The sequence below is a fragment of the Nitratireductor sp. XY-223 genome (genome assembly GCF_004959855.1).
Taxonomy (GTDB): domain Bacteria; phylum Pseudomonadota; class Alphaproteobacteria; order Rhizobiales; family Rhizobiaceae; genus Hoeflea_A.
This window is the reverse complement of record NZ_SPNT01000004.1, coordinates 90227-106776: the sequence shown is the minus strand read 5'-3', so window position 1 is coordinate 106776 and position 16550 is coordinate 90227. Positions and strand designations below refer to the sequence as shown.

The window sequence follows — 16550 nt, the reverse complement described above, 5'->3', positions numbered from 1 at the left end:
AACGACCCTATTTCGCACGGGTCGAATGGATCGGCCTGAAGCAGCCCATGATGAGGCGCTTCTGGTCGAACGGCAGATCGGCCGGAGGGTCGAAGCGCGGATCTTCCGCCATCGCTTTTTCCACCCGCTGGACGCTCTGCCCGTCGGGCCAGACCTGCCAGCTGAACACGATCTTCTCGCCGGGCCTTGCCGCGACGGCTTTGCGGAAATCGGTCTGATCGCCGTCGGGAACATTGTCTTCCCAGGATTCCACGACCTCAAGGCAGCCATACTCCATGAGAAGCGCGGAGGCTGCTTGAGACCATTTGCGAAAGGTCTCGCGCCTTTCCTCCGGAACCGGAATAACGAAGCCCGCGATGTACATGACCTGCCTCCTGAATGCCGTTTGGATCATTGCCGGTCCTGTTTACCGTAGATGTGGGTGGTGGACGACGTTGAATCCCTCTTCGGCGGTGGGTGCGGCGAAGTGCTGCGTAATGCGCAAAAACTGCGCCTCCGTCACAGCGAATGCATGTTCTCCGCCCCTGTTTCGCTCATGAAGCCGCGCCTTGCAGACGTCATCGGGAACATCCAGGTAATGCAGTTGGTGCGGCACGTCGGCGGTTTCAAAGATGCCGCGCATCCATGCGCGGTTGGCCACCGTGTTCGCCGGGAAATCAAGCACAACGGACGTTCCGGCTTTCAGCACAGAAACGACATGCGGCCCGATGGCATCCCGCAATTTGGCCGAGCAGCGCACATAGTCCGAGACCGAAGTCATCTCGTCGGAAAACAGCGCGGCCAGCCACACGTCTTCGCTGATGACGACCGTTCGCGGCGCATCGCCGAGCTTTCTCGTCAAAGTGGATTTTCCGGAAGCGATTTTACCGCACAAAAGATGCAGCACCGGGGTTGTCTGTGGCATGAATTTAGACCTTTGTTCGGCGCCGCCGGCGCCATTGACGCTCAGATGCGATTTGCCCGGCCCGGCTGATCAGGCCGGGACGCTAATTCGACAAGGGCGCATTGCGCACGATCTCTGAACGAAGGTCTCCATGCTGCGACACCTACATGAAAGGGCGGCCCGGGTCCAATTCCTCCAACGGCCGGGCACCGGAGCAGCCGAAAATCACGGGGACGGCAGAGGCATTCCCGCCACATACACAGGTCACGTCTATTTTGAACCGTAGTCCCGCAGGTCGTCCGGCGCCTGAAGCAGCGTGCCTTCAAATTTCGGCAGATCGTCGTTCATTTGCAGCCAGGAAAGCTTGCTTTGGTAGTTGACGTGGAACGTCGGCTCGAAATTTTCGGGATCGTCCAGCGAAGCGGCGTAAAGGTGCATCCCGCCCGGATAGTGATCCGCTTCGAACCCCATCGGGGAGCCGCAGGTCTCGCAGAAATGCCGCCTGACCCCCTTGGAGCTTTCCAGCGTTTTCGGCGCATCTCCCAGCCAGCGGAAGTTTTTGACGGGCACGCCGAGCCAGGCGACCACCGGCGCCGCGCAATTGCGCCGGCAATCGTCGCAGTGACAGTAGCAGGCCCATGTCACCTCGCCCTTAAATTCCCAGCGTGTTTTCCCGCACAGGCAATGGCCGCGCTTGGTCATGCGATCTCCTGGTCATCTTTTGGAGCGGGCAACGTGCCGGTCCGAGACCTCCGCTGCCGAGTCCATGCAATTGATCATGTGCCTTCGTAGCGCACTTCTTCGGCGCCGGCGTGTCCGATTAGCGACATCGTCTGGAAAACACGCGTGGCAAGCAAGCCTGAAGGGCGTGCGCTGCCGCCTTCATTCAGGCATGCGTCCTTCAATGCTGTCTGAGCGTCTGCCCGCCGCAAACCTGATCGATGGCCTCGCAAACCAGGGTCACCATCAATTGGGAACCGCGCGAAATTGCCTTGTCGTCACGCACGGCAACGGAGAGCAGCTCGAACATCCTGGCTCTCTCGATCTGAACGAATTTCAGTTGCCGCTCCCTGACCTCCTGGTAGACATCGGCGGAGGTGAGTATGGAAACGCCGTCTCCGCGTTTTGCGAAGGATTTCAGTGCCGACAGCGAGTTTGTGGTTACGGCCCGTTTGACCGGTATGCGCAGGCGCTCCAGCAAAGCGCTGACGACGGGGCCGATCGTCAGACTGTTGTCCGCAAGTGCAAGCGGATGGTCGCACAAGTCTTCCAGATGGAGTTCGCCATTCGACGCCAACGCATGGTCGGGTGACATGGCGGCGCCCAGCGGCACCTGCACCTCGTGCACAACTTTGAGACCGTGGTCGGGCGGCAGGTTGAACAGGATGGCGAGGTCGATGCTTCCGGCCATGAGAAGCCGGGCGATATCCGCGGTTCCTCCGACCGAGGCATTCAGGGTCGCTCCGGGATACTGATCGCGAAACGCCGCAAACACGTCCGGGAGAAACTCGGCGGCGAAGCACTCCATAATGCCGACCCTGATTTGCACACCGCTGCTTCCGGCAAGCCGCTCCACGGTCGAGCGAAGGTGCTGATCGTTGCGCTGCCAGTCCCGAATTTGTTCAAGAACGGTCTGTCCGGCCTGCGTAAGACGCATGCCCCGGGCGTGGCGCTCGAACAACGGGACGCCAAATTCCCGCTCCAGATTCAGGATTTGCCGGTTCACGGCGGACGGTGATGCGTTGACCCTGTCGGCGGCCTTGCGGATGGACCCGTACCGGGCGACCATCTCGAAAACCTTCGCTGCCTGCGTAATCAAGGGCATATCCGTACCTTTTGAGTGTGCGGTTTTTTCGCACAACATACGCGAATCTATGCGCTTGTCATCAACACAAGTTGAATTCTACCCTCTTCGTGGTTTTACGGGAGCGTTTAATGGACAGCCAGATTCTAACGGCCGATCACCTGGTGACGATGGACGGCGACAATCGCGTCATCCGCAATGGGGCGGTTCTCGTTCGCGGCAACAGAATTGCCGCGGTCGGTCCGCTGGCGGAACTCAAAACGGCACACGACGCAAGGATCCGCGACTTCGGAAATTGCGTCTTGATGCCGGGACTGATCAATGCCCACTGCCATTCCGGCGTCTTGCGGGGCACCGCCGAAGGGCTCCCCGTCTGGGACTGGCTGCGATTGTACATTGATCCGATGCACCGGGTGCTGCAGCCGAATGATGCCGAGGTCGCTTCGTGGATTTGCTACGCCGAATCGGCGCTCTCCGGAACCACGACGACGGTCGACATGTGGCGTTACATGCATGGCAGCGCCAAAGCCGCCGAAACGATCGGAACACGGGCGGTGCTCGTGCCCTATGTCGGCGAGCATCCCGACTACGACTATTTCGAGACCCTGGAAAGCAATGAGCGGTTGCTTGACGAATGGCACGGCCGGGCAGCCGGCAGGATCAATGTATGGGTTGGCCTGGAACACCTTTTCTACGCAAGCGAGGACAAGCACCGGTCATTCATAGATCTGGCCCTGAAGTACAAGACCGGATTTCACACCCACAGCAATGAAGCCGAAATCGAGCTGAAGGAAATGGATCGGCGCTACGGCAAGCGCTCGATCCACGTCCTGAGGGATCTTGGGTTTTTCGAGCCTGCCAACACATTGCTTGCCCACTGTGTGTGGCTCGACGATTCGGAAATCGGGGTTCTGGCGGACCATGGGGTCGGCGTTGCCCACAATCCGGTCAGCAACATGAAGCTTGCGAGCGGCATAGCCCCGGTTGAAAAGCTGCTGAACGCGGGTGTTGCGGTCGGCATCGGCACGGACGGAGAGAAAGAAAACAACAATCTCGACATGTTCGACGACATGAAGTGCACATCGCTTCTGGGCAAGCTCAACAACCTCGACGCATCGGCGCTTGATGCATGGCAGGTCCTGCGCATGGCGACGATCGACGGCGCGCGCAGCATCGGGCTCGATCACGAGATCGGATCGATCGAAGTCGGAAAGAAGGCGGACATTGTTGCCGTGCGGACCGACACGCCGCGCATGACGCCGCTACTCGGCGAGGGCGAGTTTTTCAATCTTCACTACAACCTTGTGCATTCCGCGCGCGGTTCGGATGTGGCGATGACGATGGTGGACGGCGACATCATTGTCGATGACGGCAAGCTGCTGACCGCAAGCATGCCGGAGCTCATCGAACAGGTTCATACGGTGGTCCCCGACCTTTTTGCCCGCCGCGCGCAATTTCTCACAGCGAACCGGGATGGTGCAGTCAGCCCTGTCTGACGGTCACCGGGAACGAAACAGGAGGAAATCTGATGGCGATCAACCTGGAAAGAAGAACGCTTCTGAAATCGACATTGGCGGCAGGGGCGCTTGCATTGGGTCCGCGATATGCCTTCGGGGCGAAAACGCTGAAGGTCGGCTTCGTCTACCCCAGTCCGATCGGTGATTTCGGATGGTCCTACCGCCACGAGATCGGCCGGCAGCAGGTGGTCGAGGAATTCGGCGACGCGGTGGAAACGACATTCATCCAGAACGTTGCCGAAGGCCCGGACGCGGAGCGGACCATCGAACGATTGGCGCGGTCAGGCCATGATCTGATTTTCACCGGATCGTTCGGCTATATGAACCCGACGATTTCGGTCGCCAGGAAATTTCCGGACGTGAAATTCGAAAACAACACGGGATACAAGACCGCGGAAAATGTCAGTGCGTACAACGCCCGGTTCCACGAAGGAAGAAGTGTTTTCGGGACAATTGCCGGTCATATGACCGAATCCGGCGTCGTCGGCTATATCGGATCGTTTCCCATTCCCGAAGTGATCATGGGGATCAATGCCTTCACGCTGTCCGCCCAGAAGATCCGCCCCGATATTCAGGTCAAGGTCGTCTGGGTCAACAAATGGTTCGACCCGGGACTGGAGGCCGATGCCGCCAAGGCGCTCATCGACGGCGGCGCTGACATTATAACCCAGCACACAAACAGCACATCGCCCTGTCAGGTGGCCGAGGAACGCGGTGCCTACTGCTTCGGGCAGGACTCAGACATGAGCCAGTTCGCGCCGGAGCGGCATCTTACCGGCATCGTCAACAACTGGGGTCCGTACTATGTCCGGCGTGTTCGCGACGTCATCGAAAACCGCTGGACCAGCCAGTCTTCCTGGGATGGCCTGGCGGAAGGCGTGGTTCAGCTGGCCCCGTTGAACTCGAACCTGCCGGATGACGTGCGGGCGGCCGCGGAGGCGACCAAGGCGGCGATCATCGACGGCTCGCTTCACCCGTTCGAGGGCCCGATTACCAGCCGCGAAGGCGTCGAGATCCTGCCTGCGGGACAAACCCTCTCCGACGAGGAGATCCACAAGATGAACTACTTTGTGAAAGGAATAACCGGAGAGCTGCCGAGTTAAATCCGGCGTTGCCATCCTCCCCGCCGGAGCGGCCGTGACCGGGCGGCTGCTCCGGCAACACCATTGACGTCGTCAATGGAACCGGCAACGACTGAGGCAACGGCCGCCCGAAAATGCTATGTTGTGCGATGTCCGTGACCATCGGAGATTATTTTGCAGACCGACATTTACTATCTTCGCAAGGCGATCGAGATCTCGCATGAAAGCCGCAAACAGGGCAATCATCCCTTTGGTGCCTGCCTGGTAAACGCGGACGGCGACATCGTCATTACCTCAGGCAACACCTATTCGACCGATTTGGGGATCGGCCACGCCGAACTGAATGTTGCGCGCCAGGCGGCAGTCCTGCTGCCGGCGGATCAGCTTCTGGCGTGCACGCTGGTAACGTCCGTAGAACCGTGCTGCATGTGCGCGGGAGGAACCTACTGGGCGGGAATAGGGTCCCTCGTGTTCGGCTTGACGGAAAAGCGGCTGGCCGAACTGACCGGGAACAATCCGGAAAACCTGACGATGGATTTGCCCTGCCACACCGTTTTCGATGCCGGCCAGCGCAAGGTGAACGTGCGCGGGCCCTATCCCGAGCTGGAACAGGACATCATCGCCGCCCACAAGGACTTCTGGTAACCGGGCTGTCCACACCGGCAACGCGGTCCGTGGGCGCAGGCTGGTACGCACATCGGGCCGGGTCCGAATTTGTGCGGCATCAAATGGCTGGAGCTGATCTTTCGCCTGGTGAATTTCGTTCCTTGATCAGGATGTGCGCCAGGCAAAATACGTTCACCGCAGCCAGTATTGCTTCATGGGTCAACGGCATGAAGAGGCTTTCATCCGGCACACCATCGACGACCCAGCTGACTGATCTTCCAAGGACAACGCCGACGAACACAACACTGAGGACGACAAAGGCCGTAACCCTGAAGCGCGGCATGAAGATGCCAAGAAAAGCGACGATACCCGCCAGGACCATTTCTGCACCTATCCCCCTGATTTCACTCATCATCTCAATGGTCAATGCGTTCCCAACATCTGCAAGGTAGGTTTTCAGAAATGAGGCCGCTGACGGGTCTATCAACCTCATGGTAGAGACATAGAACAGCGCCAAACCGGACAGCGCCAGGACGATATTATAGAATGATTTCATACTGCTATTCCTTTTGTAACGTTGGGCTGAGGGCGCAAATTTCTGCCACGCGCGGGGGACCCGCGGGAGCGTGGTTTGAAACTGGCGCTTTATCTTAAATCTCAATCTGATCATCGTTCAGATATTAATATGATCACCGATCAGATTGTGTCAATATCCGATATGTGCTTGGGTGAATGACATGAGAAGCGAAACCTACTCACGTGACAGATATCACCACGGCAATCTTCCAGAGGTCTTGATCGACGAGGGTTCGAAGGTCCTCGCCGAAAAGGGAATCGACGGGTTCAGCATGCGTGAGGTTGCACGACGCGCTGGGGTGGCCGTGGCAGCGCCCTCCCACCATTTCGGCAATGCCAAAGGCCTTCTCACGGCAATCGCGGCTCAAGGATTCGGCAAACTCGCGAAAAACATGGAGTTGGCAGCAACAGCCTCGCGTGATTCCGAAGACCGGGTGGTCGCAATGTGTCAGGCCTATCGCGCAATGGGTATGAGCGATCCAGGCTATGCTGCAATCATGTTCCGTGTGGAGCTGGTGGATGAGAGCGATCAACGTTTTCAGGAACAGGCTGCGCGTGCATTTGGTTTATTCGAAGAGGCGCTGGAGAGGGCAGCTTCGCGAAGTGTCGATGCTGCTCAAATCAGCTACGCCGCAAGGACGCTCTGGGCAACGATGCACGGACTTGTCGATCTGAAGATGATAAAGGATCAGGAGGCCGAGGAGCTTATCCGTTTCGCGGTGCGCACTCTATTGGCCGGGATACGGTGAGACGTTTTTCAAGACAAGGATTCCTATCGGCCCGTTGAGGAGTGCTCACCGACATGGCGAGTTAAACTTCAAAACAAGCGCGGCCTTTCATGAGCCCCTTGGAAATGTAAAGTCTGGGCTCAAAGCGGACGTGACATCACGGCGGATTGCCAGATTTCTGGTTCTCCGTCAGTCCCCCAGTATCCCCGGCAGTCTGAGACCGTTCTCCTTCGCGCAGTCGATGGCGATGTCGTAGCCTGCGTCGGCGTGGCGCATGACGCCGGTGGCCGGATCGTTCCACAGCACGCGGGCGATGCGTTCCGAAGCCGCGTCCGTCCCGTCGCAGCAGATCACCATGCCGGCGTGCTGGGAAAAGCCCATGCCGACGCCGCCGCCGTGATGCAGGCTGACCCAGGTGGCGCCGGAGGCGGTGTTCAGGAGCGCGTTGAGCAGAGGCCAGTCGGAGACCGCGTCCGAGCCGTCCTTCATGGCCTCCGTTTCCCGGTTGGGCGAGGCGACGGAGCCGGAATCGAGATGGTCGCGGCCGATAACGACCGGCGCTTTCAATTCGCCGTTTTTCACCATCTCGTTGAAGGCGAGGCCCAGCCGGTCGCGCTGGCCGAGACCGACCCAGCAGATGCGCGCCGGCAGGCCCTGGAAGGCGATGCGCTCGCGCGCCATGTCGAGCCAGTTGTGGAGATGCGGATCGTCCGGGATCAGCTCCTTCACCTTTTCATCGGTCCGGTAGATGTCTTCCGGATCGCCCGATAGCGCCGCCCAGCGGAACGGCCCGACGCCGCGGCAAAAGAGCGGCCGGATATAGGCCGGCACGAAACCGGGGAAGGCGAAGGCGTCCTTGAAGCCCTCGTCGAAGGCGACCTGGCGGATATTGTTGCCGTAGTCGAGTGTCGGGATGTCCCGGTTCCAGAATTCGACCATCGCCTCGACATGGGTCTTCATTGAGGCGCGCGCCGCCTTCTCGACGGCCTTCGGATCGCTCTTCTGCTTCTCGCGCCACTCGGCAAGGCTCCAGCCCTGCGGCAGGTAGCCGTTGACCGGATCGTGCGCCGAGGTCTGGTCGGTGACCATGTCCGGCCGCACGCCGCGGCGCACGAGTTCCGGAACGATATCGGCGGTGTTGCCGAGGAGGCCGACCGATTTCGCCTCGCCGGCGGCCGTCCAGCGCTCGATCATCGCCAAAGCCTCGTCGAGGGAATCCGTCTTCTCGTCGACATAGCGGGTGCGCAAGCGGAAATCGATGCGGTCGGGATCGCACTCGACGGCGAGCAGGCAGGCGCCGGCCATCGTCGCCGCCAGCGGCTGGGCGCCGCCCATGCCGCCGAGTCCGCCCGTCAGGATCCACTTGCCCTTCAGGTCGCCGCCATAATGCTGGCGGCCGGCCTCGACGAAGGTCTCGTAGGTGCCCTGGACGATGCCCTGGCTACCGATATAGATCCACGAGCCGGCCGTCATCTGGCCGTACATCATCAGGCCCTTCTTATCGAGTTCGTTGAAGTGGTCCCAGTTGGCCCAGTGCGGCACGAGATTGGAGTTGGCGATCAAGACGCGCGGCGCATCCGCATGGGTGCGGAAGATGCCGACCGGCTTGCCGGACTGGACGAGCAGCGTCTCGTTGTCTTCAAGGTTCTTCAGGCTCTCGACGATCTTGTCGAACGCGTCCCAGTTGCGTGCCGCCCGGCCGATGCCGCCGTACACGGTCAGTTCATGCGGGTTTTCCGCGACGCCCGGATGCAGGTTGTTCATCAGCATCCGCATCGGCGCTTCCGTCAGCCAGGATTTGGCATTGAGGTCCCTTCCTGTGGGCGGGTAGATATCGCGGATATTGTGCCGGGGGTCGGTCATGTTCTGTACCTTTAAATTACTGTGCCTTCGGCAGGATGAAGTTGACGGTCTCTTCGCGGTTCTCCGTGTCGACCCAGATGATGCGGTCCGGCGCGTCGCCGACGCTCTTCTCGAAGCGGACCTCGTAACAGCGCCAGGCATCCGACGGCGGCCAAGTCGAGCAGTAGAGGTTGTCGCGCACGCGCCAGCGCCCGCTGCTGACCCGGCTGCCCTGTGTGAAGACCGTGTCGCCGTTGCTTTCGAAGGTCTGGTGCACCGTACCGATCGACGCCGTGATCGCGGGCAGGAGATTGGCGATCTCGTCGCCCGACAGACGGCGCTCCTCTGCAAAGGCTGTGGCGGAGAGGAAAATGGTGAACAGGATTGCGGCAACGCGCATGTCAGCCTCCCTTTGACCCGTGGTCCAGTGCCCTTTGTTCGAGCGACGACAGGATCGTCGAAAGCACGTCCCGCAGCCTCGCGCTTTTCAGCGGATCGAGTTCAAAGGGGGAGCTTTCCGTCATCAGATGCGTCTTCTGCGCCAGCTCCATCTGGATGGAGTGCACACCCGTTTCCGGCCGGCCGTAGTGGCGCGTGGTCCAGCCGCCCTTGAATCGTCCGTTGAGCGTGCTCGTGTAACCCTCTGCAAGGGCACAGATTTCGGCGGTCATCCGTTCGATCTCCGGATCGCACGTGACCCCGTCATTGGTGCCGATGTTGAAGTCGGGCAGAACGCCTTCGAAAAGGAAAGGACAGACCGAGCGGATCGAATGGCAGTCGTAGAGGACCGCGACGCCGTGCATTTCGCGGATACGCGCGATCTCCTTTCGGAGCGCCGCGTGATAGGGCGCATGAAAGGTCTGAAGCCGCCGCTCGATCTCCTCGGCGTCCGGTTCCTTGCCCGGCAGGTAGAGCGGATCGTCGTTGAAATCGGTGAGCGGGCAGAGCGTCGTCGTGTTCTGTCCCGGATAAAGGCTCTTGCCGCTCGGATCTCTGTTGGCGTCGATGACATAGCGGTGGAAGGTCGCGCGCACCGTCGTCGCCCCGGGCAGGACACCGTCATAGAGGAGATGAATGTTCCAGTCCGTGTCGGCGAGCGCCTGTCCGGTCTCGTTAAAGCCGGCGAGCACCGCGTCCGGAACATCAAGGCCGGTATGGGGAAGGCCGAGGATGACGGGGCTGTCGCCGCGGACGATTTCGACGGGTTCCATCAGGCGGCCTCCGAACCAAGGGGCGCCATGAGGTCCATCCCGCAGCGGCCGACCAGCGACCGGTCGCGCACCAGCGCCGCGGCCCTTTCCAGGTCGCCGGCCAGGAAGCGGTCGTCCTGAAGCGTCGCCACATGCTCGCGAAGGCCGGCAATGGCGGCCTGCAGCGGCGCGCTGGTCTTCAGCGGCGCGCGGAATTCTATGCCCTGCGCCGCGCACAGCAGCTCGATGCCGAGGATGCGCCCGAGATTGTCGTTCATGTCGGCAAGGCGGCGCGCGCCGTGCGCGGCCATGGAGACATGGTCCTCCTGGTTGGCGCTTGTCGGCGTGCTGTCGGTGGAGCAGGGATTGGCGCGCTGCTTGTTCTCGCTCATCAGCGCGGCGCTCGTCACCTCGGCGATCATCAGGCCGGAATTGATGCCCGGTTCCGGTGTCAGGAACGGCGGCAGGTCGAAACTGAGCGTCGGATCGACCATCAGCGCGATGCGGCGCTGGGAGATGGCGCCGATCTCGGCAATGGCAAGGGCGATCTGATCGGCGGCAAAGGCCGTCGGCTCAGCGTGGAAATTGCCGCCGGAGATCACATCGCCGGTTTCGGTCACGACCAGCGGATTGTCGGTCACCGCGTTGGCCTCGATTTCCAGCGTCGTTCCCACCTGGCGCAGGAGGTCGAGGCACGCGCCGGTGACCTGCGGCTGGCAGCGGATGCAGTAGGGGTCCTGCACGCGGCTGTCATCCTCGCGGTGGCTTTCGCGGATTTCCGATCCGACCATGAGCATGCGGATGGCGGCGGCCGCCTCGATCTGGCCGCGATGGCCGCGCAACGCATGGATCTCCGGCCGCGTCGGTGCGGTGGAGCCCATGATGGCATCGGTCGAAAGGGCACTGATCAAAAGCGCGTTCTCTGCGCAGCGCCAGGTCTCGAACAGCTCGGCGAGGGCGAATGCGGTGGAGAACTGGGTGCCGTTGATGAAGGCGAGCCCTTCCTTCGGCCCCAAGGGCACCGGTTCGAGACCGGCCGCCTTGAGCGCCGCTCCGCCGGCCATCACCTTGCCATCGTATTCCGCCTCGCCTTCGCCGATCAGGACGGCCGTCATGTGGGCGAGGGGCGCAAGATCACCCGAGGCGCCGACCGACCCTTGCGCCGGGATAACCGGGGTCACCTTGCGTTCCAGCATCTGTTCCAGGAGCACGATCAGTTCCCAGCGCACGCCCGACGCGCCGCGGCACAGCGACAGCAGCTTGAGGATCATCATCACGCGCGTAATGCGGCGCGGGATCGGCGGCCCGACGCCGCAGCAATGCGACAGGATGAGGTTGCGCTGCAGGGTGGCGGTGTGGCGCGGCGCGATCTTTATGCTGGCAAGCTTGCCGAAACCGGTATTGACGCCGTAGACCGGGTCGTCGCCGCGTGCCGTGTTGCCGATCAGCTCGGCGGCGGCATCGACCGCCGCGCGGCAGGAATGGTCGACCGCCACTTCGGCTTCGCGCCAGTAGATGTCTTCAAGCTGTGCCAGCGACATTTTGCCGGGCTGCAGGACGACGGCACTCATGACAGGTCTCCCACAATGCGCCTACAGAGCGGATTATAGCCGATGCGGTAGGAAAGTTCCGCCGGATGTTCGATATCCCAGACTGCGAGTTCCGCCTTCTTGCCGGGCGCGATGGTGCCGGTGTCTTCCAGCCCCAGCGCCCGCGCCGCCTCGCGCGTTGCGCCGGCCAGCGCCTCCTCCGGTGTCATCCGGAACAGCGTGCAGGCCATGTTCATCGCCAGAAGCAGCGAGGTGAGGGGCGAGGAGCCGGGATTGCAGTCGGTCGCGACCGCCATGCCGACGCCCTGCGCGCGGAAGAGGTCGATCGGCGGGATTTGCGTCTCGCGCAGCGTGTAGAAGGCGCCCGGAAGCATCACCGCGACGCTGCCCGCCGCCTTCATCGCCGCAACCCCGTCCGCGTCCAGATATTCCAGGTGATCGGCGGAAAGGGCGCCGTAGCGTGCCGCCAGTTTCGCGCCGCCGAGATTGGAGAGCTGTTCGGCATGCAGCTTGACGGGGAGGCCGAGTTCCTGTGCCCGCCTGAGGACCCGCTCGATCTGTTCGGGCAGGAAGGCAATCCCCTCGCAGAACCCGTCGACCGCATCGGCGAGACCTTGCGCCCGCGCGGCCTCGAGGGCCGGGATGCAGACGTCGTCGATATAGGCATCCGGCCGGTCCTTGTATTCCGGCGGCACGGCATGGGCGCCGAGGAAGCTCGTGCGCACCCGGACATCGCGCATGTCGGCGATCGCTCTCGCGGTCCTGAGCATCGCCAGTTCCGTTTCGATATCGAGCCCGTAACCGGATTTGATCTCGATCGTTGCGACACCCTCCGCGATCAGATGGTCGACCCGCGCAAGCGCCGATTCGAGCAGCTGGGCGTCGCTTGCCCCGCGCGTCGCGCTGACCGTGGAGACGATGCCGCCGCCGGCCCTGGCGACCTCCTCGTAGGAGGCGCCCTCGAGCCGCATCTCGAATTCGCGCGCCCGGTCGCCGCCGTGGACGATGTGGGTGTGGCAGTCGATCAGGGCCGGGGTGATCAATCTGCCGTCAAGATTTTCGGAAGGGTATTGGACAAATTTCTCAAGGAGTTCATCGGATTTTCCAATCCATGAGATAATGCCGTCTTCGACGACCAGGGCAGCGCTCTCGATCAGGCCGTAGCCGTCGGTCATGGTCGCAACGGTGGCGTTTTCGAGGACATATCCGGCCATGAATGGAACACTTTCGCTATTGGCATGTGGTCATTATTATGTATATTCATAATAAAATTATGTCAACGAAAATGGAGCGCCCATGACTGCGCTTTTTGCCCAACGCGCTTTGCTTCCGGAAGGCTGGGCAAGCAATGTCCGCATTACCGTCGCCGCGGATGGCCGCATTGAAAATGTTCTCAAGGACGCGGCGCGCGATCCGCGGGACCACAATCTCGTCAACCGGATACTGCTGCCGGCGCCGGCCAATCTCCACAGCCACGCCTTCCAGCGCGCCATGGCCGGAATGACGGAGTACCGCTCCGCGGCCGACGACGATTTCTGGAGCTGGCGGGAACTGATGTATCGCTTTCTCGACGTTCTCACGCCCGGGCAGATCGAGGCGATCGCCGCGCTCGTCTATGTCGAGATGCTGGAGGCCGGCTACGCCGCGGTTGGCGAGTTCCACTACGTCCACCACCGGCCGGGCGGCGGGTCTTACGACAACATCGCCGAGACCTCGGAGCGGATCTTCGCCGCCGTTGCCGAGACCGGGATCGGCCTGACCCATCTTCCGGTCCTCTACACTTTTGGCGGCGCTGGGAAGCAGCCGCTCGCCGGCGGTCAGCTTCGGTTCGGATGCGACGACGCGCGCTTTCAGGAACTGCACGCCGCCGCGCGATCCGGTTTGGGCCATCTGCCCGCCGACTGTGCCATCGGCATCGCACCGCATTCGCTGCGGGCGACCGGTCCGCAGCAGATGAAAGCGCTGGCCGATGCATATCCCGGCGGCCCGATCCATATCCATGCGGCCGAACAGGACAGGGAAGTGGCCGAGATCGAAGCCTGGCTCGGCGCCCGCCCCGTCGAATGGCTGCTCGGCGAAGCCGGCGCCGATGCGCGCTGGTGCCTGATCCACGCGACGCAGATGAACGATACCGAGATCGCCGGGCTGGCCCGTTCCGGCGCGGTTGCCGGCCTGTGCCCGATCACCGAGGCCAATCTCGGCGACGGCACGTTCAATGCCCGTGATTTTGTCGCGGAAAACGGCGGCTTCGGGGTCGGCTCGGATTCAAACGTTCGCATTTCGCTGTCGGGAGAACTGAGCCAGCTCGAATACAGCCAGCGCCTGAGGCACAAGGCGCGCAACGTGCTCTCGGGAAAGGGCGTGTCGACGGGACGGAACCTTTTTCTGCGCGCGGCGGAAGGCGGCGCCCGGGCTATCGGACGCGACAGCGGCGCTCTGGAAGCCGGGCGCCTTGCCGACATCGTCGCACTCGATGCCGGTCACCTTTCCCTTTGCGGGTTGCGCGACGATCAGATCCTCGACGGCTGGATCTTTGCCGCCGACGACCGTGTGGTCAGCGACGTCTGGTCGGCGGGCCGCCACTGTGTCATCAACGGACGGCATGTCCGCCGCGATGCGGTGGAGCGCCGCTATCGCTCCGCAATGGCCGAACTCCTGGGCTTGCTCTAGATGCGCTCCTACAAGGACATCCACAACATCCTCCTCGACCGCATCAAGGGCGGTGAATGGGAGCCCGGCGCGCTGGTGCCGTCTGAGGCCGATCTCGCCCGCGAGTTCGGCTGCACCCGCGTCACCGTCAACCGCGCCATGCAGGCCCTGGCCGATTCAGGGCTGATCGAGCGCCGCCGCAAGGCCGGCACCCGTGTCGTACAGCGCATGACGCGCAATGCCGTTTTCGAAATCCAGCTTGTCCGCCACGAAATCGAGCAGCGTGGCGGTACCTACAAATACCTGCTGATCAGCCGGTCCGAGGAAAAGCCGCCGCAGAAGGTCCGCGCCGAGATGGGGCTGTCGGGCGACAACGCGCTCCTCCATGTCATCAGCCTGCATTTCGCTGACGGTGCTCCCTACCAGCTTGAGGACCGGTGGATCAGCCTTGATACGGTGACGCAGGCGCGAAGAGAGCCGTTCGATGCGATCAGCCCCAATGAATGGCTGCTGCGCGAGATACCCTATACCAACGCCGAGCATGTCTTCCGCGCGTCGCGTGCGGAGCCGATGGACGCCGAATTCCTCAATCTCGGCGAGGGCGAGCCCGTCTTCGTCATCGAACGCACCACCTGGCTGTCCGATGCCGCCGTCACCCATGTCAGGCTCGTCCATCCCGCCGACAGCTTCCGACTGGTGACGCGGGACCAGCACGGCACGGCACTGTAAGCGGCGCGGTCAGCACGAGAAATCTTCTGACGCGAAACGACGCGAGCCGAGGCTGTATGCTTCAGATCAAGATCCGGGCCTTGAATTTAAAGCCAACGGCTCATCTTCCGGAATTGTTCTTGGATGGCTGCGATTTTCGCGCTCGTCCCGGAATCAGTCCCTCGCGTTGAGCCATTTTGCGCGCGGCTTTCCGTGACCGGCGTACGGCCTCAGCCTTTTCGCGCGCTCTTTTTTCGGAAGGTTTCTCATATGCGCGCCTGGCTTTCATTTCGCGAAAAACACCCTCGCGTTGCAACTTCTTCTTCAGGACCCGGAGAGCCTGGTCGACGTTGTTGTCTCGTACAAGTATGCGCACAGATGTTTCCCTTTGAACTGATGTTGTGAATTTCCGATCAGGTTTTTCCGTTGGTCGGCCTGTCGCGTGGTGAACCGTTCATTCGAACAGCCAGATCGCCTTCACGATGCGCGCGCCTCCATCTTAAGGCGGGCGGCACGCAATCTGGCGGTCTTCGCGCGGCGCTTGGCCTCCTCGTTGTCAAGGATTGCACGGGCCGTCTGGTCGGTAATGTCTGCCTTGGTTTGCGCCTTCGAACGCTTTGGCTTGAACAATGTGTCTTTTGTAATTCTATTCCTCATCCGCTTCTCCATTATTGCCGTCGGCAAATCGCCACATGTGCATCGGCCATTTCACGACTACGCCGAGGGTCTCGTCTGGTTGGCAGTTTCAGGCAACGCGGCAATCCCCGCACTGACAGCAGTGCGGCTCATGGACCAGCGACGCCGGACATGTGCCCTGTTCCTATTTATTTGGCGGACTTCGTCCCCGAAGCTGCCAGTGCTGCCAGTACATCCGTGGTCAGCATTTTGTCAGAGCAGCTCTGGGAACGTGAGAATGCCGGCCTGTGCCGGCACCGTCTCATCAGGATACAATAGACAGATTGTCGGCGGCTTGCTTGCCGGACCTGCTGTCGGTCACAAGTTCATACTCGACTTTCTGACCTTCACTAAGCGAACTGATCCCGGCGCGTTCGAGTGCCGTGATATGGACGAATGCGTCCTTCGAACCGTCGTCGGGCTGAATGAAGCCGAAGCCTTTGGACATGTTGAAGAACTTCACCGTACCTATTGTCATTGCTGTCTCCCTTTCAATGGAGTTGACCCGCACGGAACACCATGTGCCGGCATGGTCGACATATCGCTCACATTGTCAGGAGGTTAGCTGGCTAAACGGCGAACCGGATATCAAGGTCGCGCCCAAACGAATGCATAACGTACTTGCATTACATAGTGGACATCGAGCGGTTTTACAATGTGCTTCACCCAACTTGCTTTATAGCGTGATCTTATCCAGGCACGCGATTCCAGGCGCGGTGCGGATCTTTCATTAGGGATTG

At 61.3% G+C, this 16550-nt stretch carries 19 protein-coding genes; 6 read left to right on the top strand and 13 right to left on the bottom strand.

Annotated features, from left to right (window positions below; all coding sequences use genetic code 11):
* Positions 1–7: 7 nt before the first annotated feature.
* The 4 genes from E4M07_RS15695 to E4M07_RS15680 all read right to left on the bottom strand — a co-directional run bounded on the left by E4M07_RS15695 (position 8) and on the right by E4M07_RS15680 (position 2702).
* Positions 8–364: a DUF1428 domain-containing protein gene (locus E4M07_RS15695; protein WP_136659321.1), complete on the bottom strand. Its 357-nt coding sequence runs from the start codon at positions 362–364 to the stop codon at positions 8–10.
* A 42-nt stretch (positions 365–406) separates the two neighbouring features.
* The gene (locus E4M07_RS15690) at positions 407–904 is read right to left on the bottom strand and encodes an ATP-binding protein (RefSeq protein ID WP_136659320.1); all 498 of its coding nucleotides are present in this window, start codon (positions 902–904) and stop codon (positions 407–409) included.
* Positions 905–1153: 249 nt separating this feature from the next.
* Complete coding sequence (locus E4M07_RS15685; protein ID WP_136659319.1) at positions 1154–1585, bottom strand: GFA family protein; 432 nt, start codon at positions 1583–1585, stop codon at positions 1154–1156.
* Positions 1586–1784: 199 nt separating this feature from the next.
* Entirely contained in the window at positions 1785–2702 is a 918-nt protein-coding gene (locus tag E4M07_RS15680) for a LysR family transcriptional regulator (RefSeq protein WP_169054245.1), read from the bottom strand.
* Positions 2703–2818: 116 nt separating this feature from the next.
* Here E4M07_RS15680 and E4M07_RS15675 point away from each other — a divergent pair, with 116 nt between their 5' ends.
* The 3 genes from E4M07_RS15675 to E4M07_RS15665 all read left to right on the top strand — a co-directional run bounded on the left by E4M07_RS15675 (position 2819) and on the right by E4M07_RS15665 (position 5931).
* Positions 2819–4183, top strand: a complete 1365-nt coding sequence (locus tag E4M07_RS15675; protein WP_136659317.1) for an amidohydrolase — start codon at positions 2819–2821, stop codon at positions 4181–4183.
* A 32-nt stretch (positions 4184–4215) separates the two neighbouring features.
* Positions 4216–5307, top strand: a complete 1092-nt coding sequence (locus E4M07_RS15670) for a BMP family ABC transporter substrate-binding protein (RefSeq protein ID WP_169054244.1) — start codon at positions 4216–4218, stop codon at positions 5305–5307.
* 153 nt (positions 5308–5460) lie between these two features.
* Positions 5461–5931 (top strand): nucleoside deaminase, encoded by a 471-nt coding sequence (locus E4M07_RS15665; protein ID WP_206057283.1) that lies wholly within the window; start codon positions 5461–5463, stop codon positions 5929–5931.
* A 79-nt stretch (positions 5932–6010) separates the two neighbouring features.
* Here the strand turns inward: E4M07_RS15665 and E4M07_RS15660 are convergent, their stop codons facing one another.
* Entirely contained in the window at positions 6011–6448 is a 438-nt protein-coding gene (locus tag E4M07_RS15660; RefSeq protein WP_169054243.1) for a DUF4345 family protein, read from the bottom strand.
* Between the two features lie 181 nt (positions 6449–6629).
* Here E4M07_RS15660 and E4M07_RS15655 point away from each other — a divergent pair, with 181 nt between their 5' ends.
* Positions 6630–7217, top strand: a complete 588-nt coding sequence (locus E4M07_RS15655; RefSeq protein WP_136659314.1) for a TetR-like C-terminal domain-containing protein — start codon at positions 6630–6632, stop codon at positions 7215–7217.
* Between the two features lie 168 nt (positions 7218–7385).
* Here the strand turns inward: E4M07_RS15655 and hutU are convergent, their stop codons facing one another.
* Genes hutU through hutI form a run of 5 tightly spaced genes read right to left on the bottom strand, consistent with a single transcriptional unit; the run spans position 7386 to position 12992 of the window.
* On the bottom strand, positions 7386–9059 hold the full coding sequence (hutU, locus tag E4M07_RS15650; RefSeq protein WP_136659313.1) for a urocanate hydratase: 1674 nt from the start codon (positions 9057–9059) through the stop codon (positions 7386–7388).
* Positions 9060–9075: 16 nt separating this feature from the next.
* Positions 9076–9438 (bottom strand): hypothetical protein, encoded by a 363-nt coding sequence (locus E4M07_RS15645; protein WP_136659312.1) that lies wholly within the window; start codon positions 9436–9438, stop codon positions 9076–9078.
* Position 9439: 1 nt separating this feature from the next.
* A complete protein-coding gene (gene hutG / locus E4M07_RS15640) occupies positions 9440–10249 on the bottom strand; it encodes an N-formylglutamate deformylase (RefSeq protein ID WP_136659311.1) in 810 nt (269 codons plus the stop codon).
* Positions 10249–11799, bottom strand: coding sequence for a histidine ammonia-lyase (gene hutH / locus E4M07_RS15635; RefSeq protein WP_136659310.1), 1551 nt, complete (start codon positions 11797–11799; stop codon positions 10249–10251). The genes hutG and hutH overlap by 1 nt, the downstream gene beginning before the upstream one ends.
* Positions 11796–12992, bottom strand: coding sequence for an imidazolonepropionase (gene hutI, locus E4M07_RS15630; RefSeq protein WP_136659309.1), 1197 nt, complete (start codon positions 12990–12992; stop codon positions 11796–11798). Before hutI ends, hutH begins: the two co-directional genes overlap by 4 nt.
* Positions 12993–13074: 82 nt before the next feature.
* Here hutI and E4M07_RS15625 point away from each other — a divergent pair, with 82 nt between their 5' ends.
* Together E4M07_RS15625 and E4M07_RS15620 are read left to right on the top strand one after the other, a co-directional pair.
* Entirely contained in the window at positions 13075–14448 is a 1374-nt protein-coding gene (locus tag E4M07_RS15625; protein ID WP_136659308.1) for a formimidoylglutamate deiminase, read from the top strand.
* Positions 14449–15156 carry a UTRA domain-containing protein gene (locus E4M07_RS15620; protein ID WP_136659307.1) on the top strand — a complete coding sequence of 236 codons (708 nt, stop codon included), beginning with the start codon at positions 14449–14451 and terminating at the stop codon, positions 15154–15156.
* Between the two features lie 100 nt (positions 15157–15256).
* Here the strand turns inward: E4M07_RS15620 and rpsU are convergent, their stop codons facing one another.
* The 3 genes from rpsU to E4M07_RS15605 all read right to left on the bottom strand — a co-directional run bounded on the left by rpsU (position 15257) and on the right by E4M07_RS15605 (position 16288).
* Complete coding sequence (gene rpsU / locus E4M07_RS15615) at positions 15257–15511, bottom strand: 30S ribosomal protein S21 (RefSeq protein ID WP_136659306.1); 255 nt, start codon at positions 15509–15511, stop codon at positions 15257–15259.
* Positions 15512–15612: 101 nt separating this feature from the next.
* Positions 15613–15804, bottom strand: a complete 192-nt coding sequence (locus tag E4M07_RS29565) for a hypothetical protein (protein WP_136659305.1) — start codon at positions 15802–15804, stop codon at positions 15613–15615.
* Between the two features lie 271 nt (positions 15805–16075).
* Positions 16076–16288, bottom strand: coding sequence for a cold-shock protein (locus E4M07_RS15605; protein ID WP_136659304.1), 213 nt, complete (start codon positions 16286–16288; stop codon positions 16076–16078).
* Positions 16289–16550 lie beyond the last annotated feature (262 nt).

Coding starts and splice junctions, on each gene's coding strand:
- E4M07_RS15695 (WP_136659321.1), bottom strand. CDS start 364: ATGTACATCGCGGGCTTCGTTATTCCGGTTCCGGAGGAAAGGCGCGAG.
- E4M07_RS15690 (WP_136659320.1), bottom strand. CDS start 904: ATGCCACAGACAACCCCGGTGCTGCATCTTTTGTGCGGTAAAATCGCT.
- E4M07_RS15685 (WP_136659319.1), bottom strand. CDS start 1,585: ATGACCAAGCGCGGCCATTGCCTGTGCGGGAAAACACGCTGGGAATTT.
- E4M07_RS15675 (WP_136659317.1), top strand. CDS start 2,819: ATGGACAGCCAGATTCTAACGGCCGATCACCTGGTGACGATGGACGGC.
- E4M07_RS15670 (WP_169054244.1), top strand. CDS start 4,216: ATGGCGATCAACCTGGAAAGAAGAACGCTTCTGAAATCGACATTGGCG.
- E4M07_RS15660 (WP_169054243.1), bottom strand. CDS start 6,448: ATGAAATCATTCTATAATATCGTCCTGGCGCTGTCCGGTTTGGCGCTG.
- E4M07_RS15655 (WP_136659314.1), top strand. CDS start 6,630: ATGAGAAGCGAAACCTACTCACGTGACAGATATCACCACGGCAATCTT.
- hutU (WP_136659313.1), bottom strand. CDS start 9,059: ATGACCGACCCCCGGCACAATATCCGCGATATCTACCCGCCCACAGGA.
- E4M07_RS15645 (WP_136659312.1), bottom strand. CDS start 9,438: ATGCGCGTTGCCGCAATCCTGTTCACCATTTTCCTCTCCGCCACAGCC.
- hutG (WP_136659311.1), bottom strand. CDS start 10,249: ATGGAACCCGTCGAAATCGTCCGCGGCGACAGCCCCGTCATCCTCGGC.
- hutH (WP_136659310.1), bottom strand. CDS start 11,799: ATGAGTGCCGTCGTCCTGCAGCCCGGCAAAATGTCGCTGGCACAGCTT.
- hutI (WP_136659309.1), bottom strand. CDS start 12,992: ATGGCCGGATATGTCCTCGAAAACGCCACCGTTGCGACCATGACCGAC.
- E4M07_RS15625 (WP_136659308.1), top strand. CDS start 13,075: ATGACTGCGCTTTTTGCCCAACGCGCTTTGCTTCCGGAAGGCTGGGCA.
- E4M07_RS15620 (WP_136659307.1), top strand. CDS start 14,449: ATGCGCTCCTACAAGGACATCCACAACATCCTCCTCGACCGCATCAAG.
- E4M07_RS29565 (WP_136659305.1), bottom strand. CDS start 15,804: ATGGAGAAGCGGATGAGGAATAGAATTACAAAAGACACATTGTTCAAG.
- E4M07_RS15605 (WP_136659304.1), bottom strand. CDS start 16,288: ATGACAATAGGTACGGTGAAGTTCTTCAACATGTCCAAAGGCTTCGGC.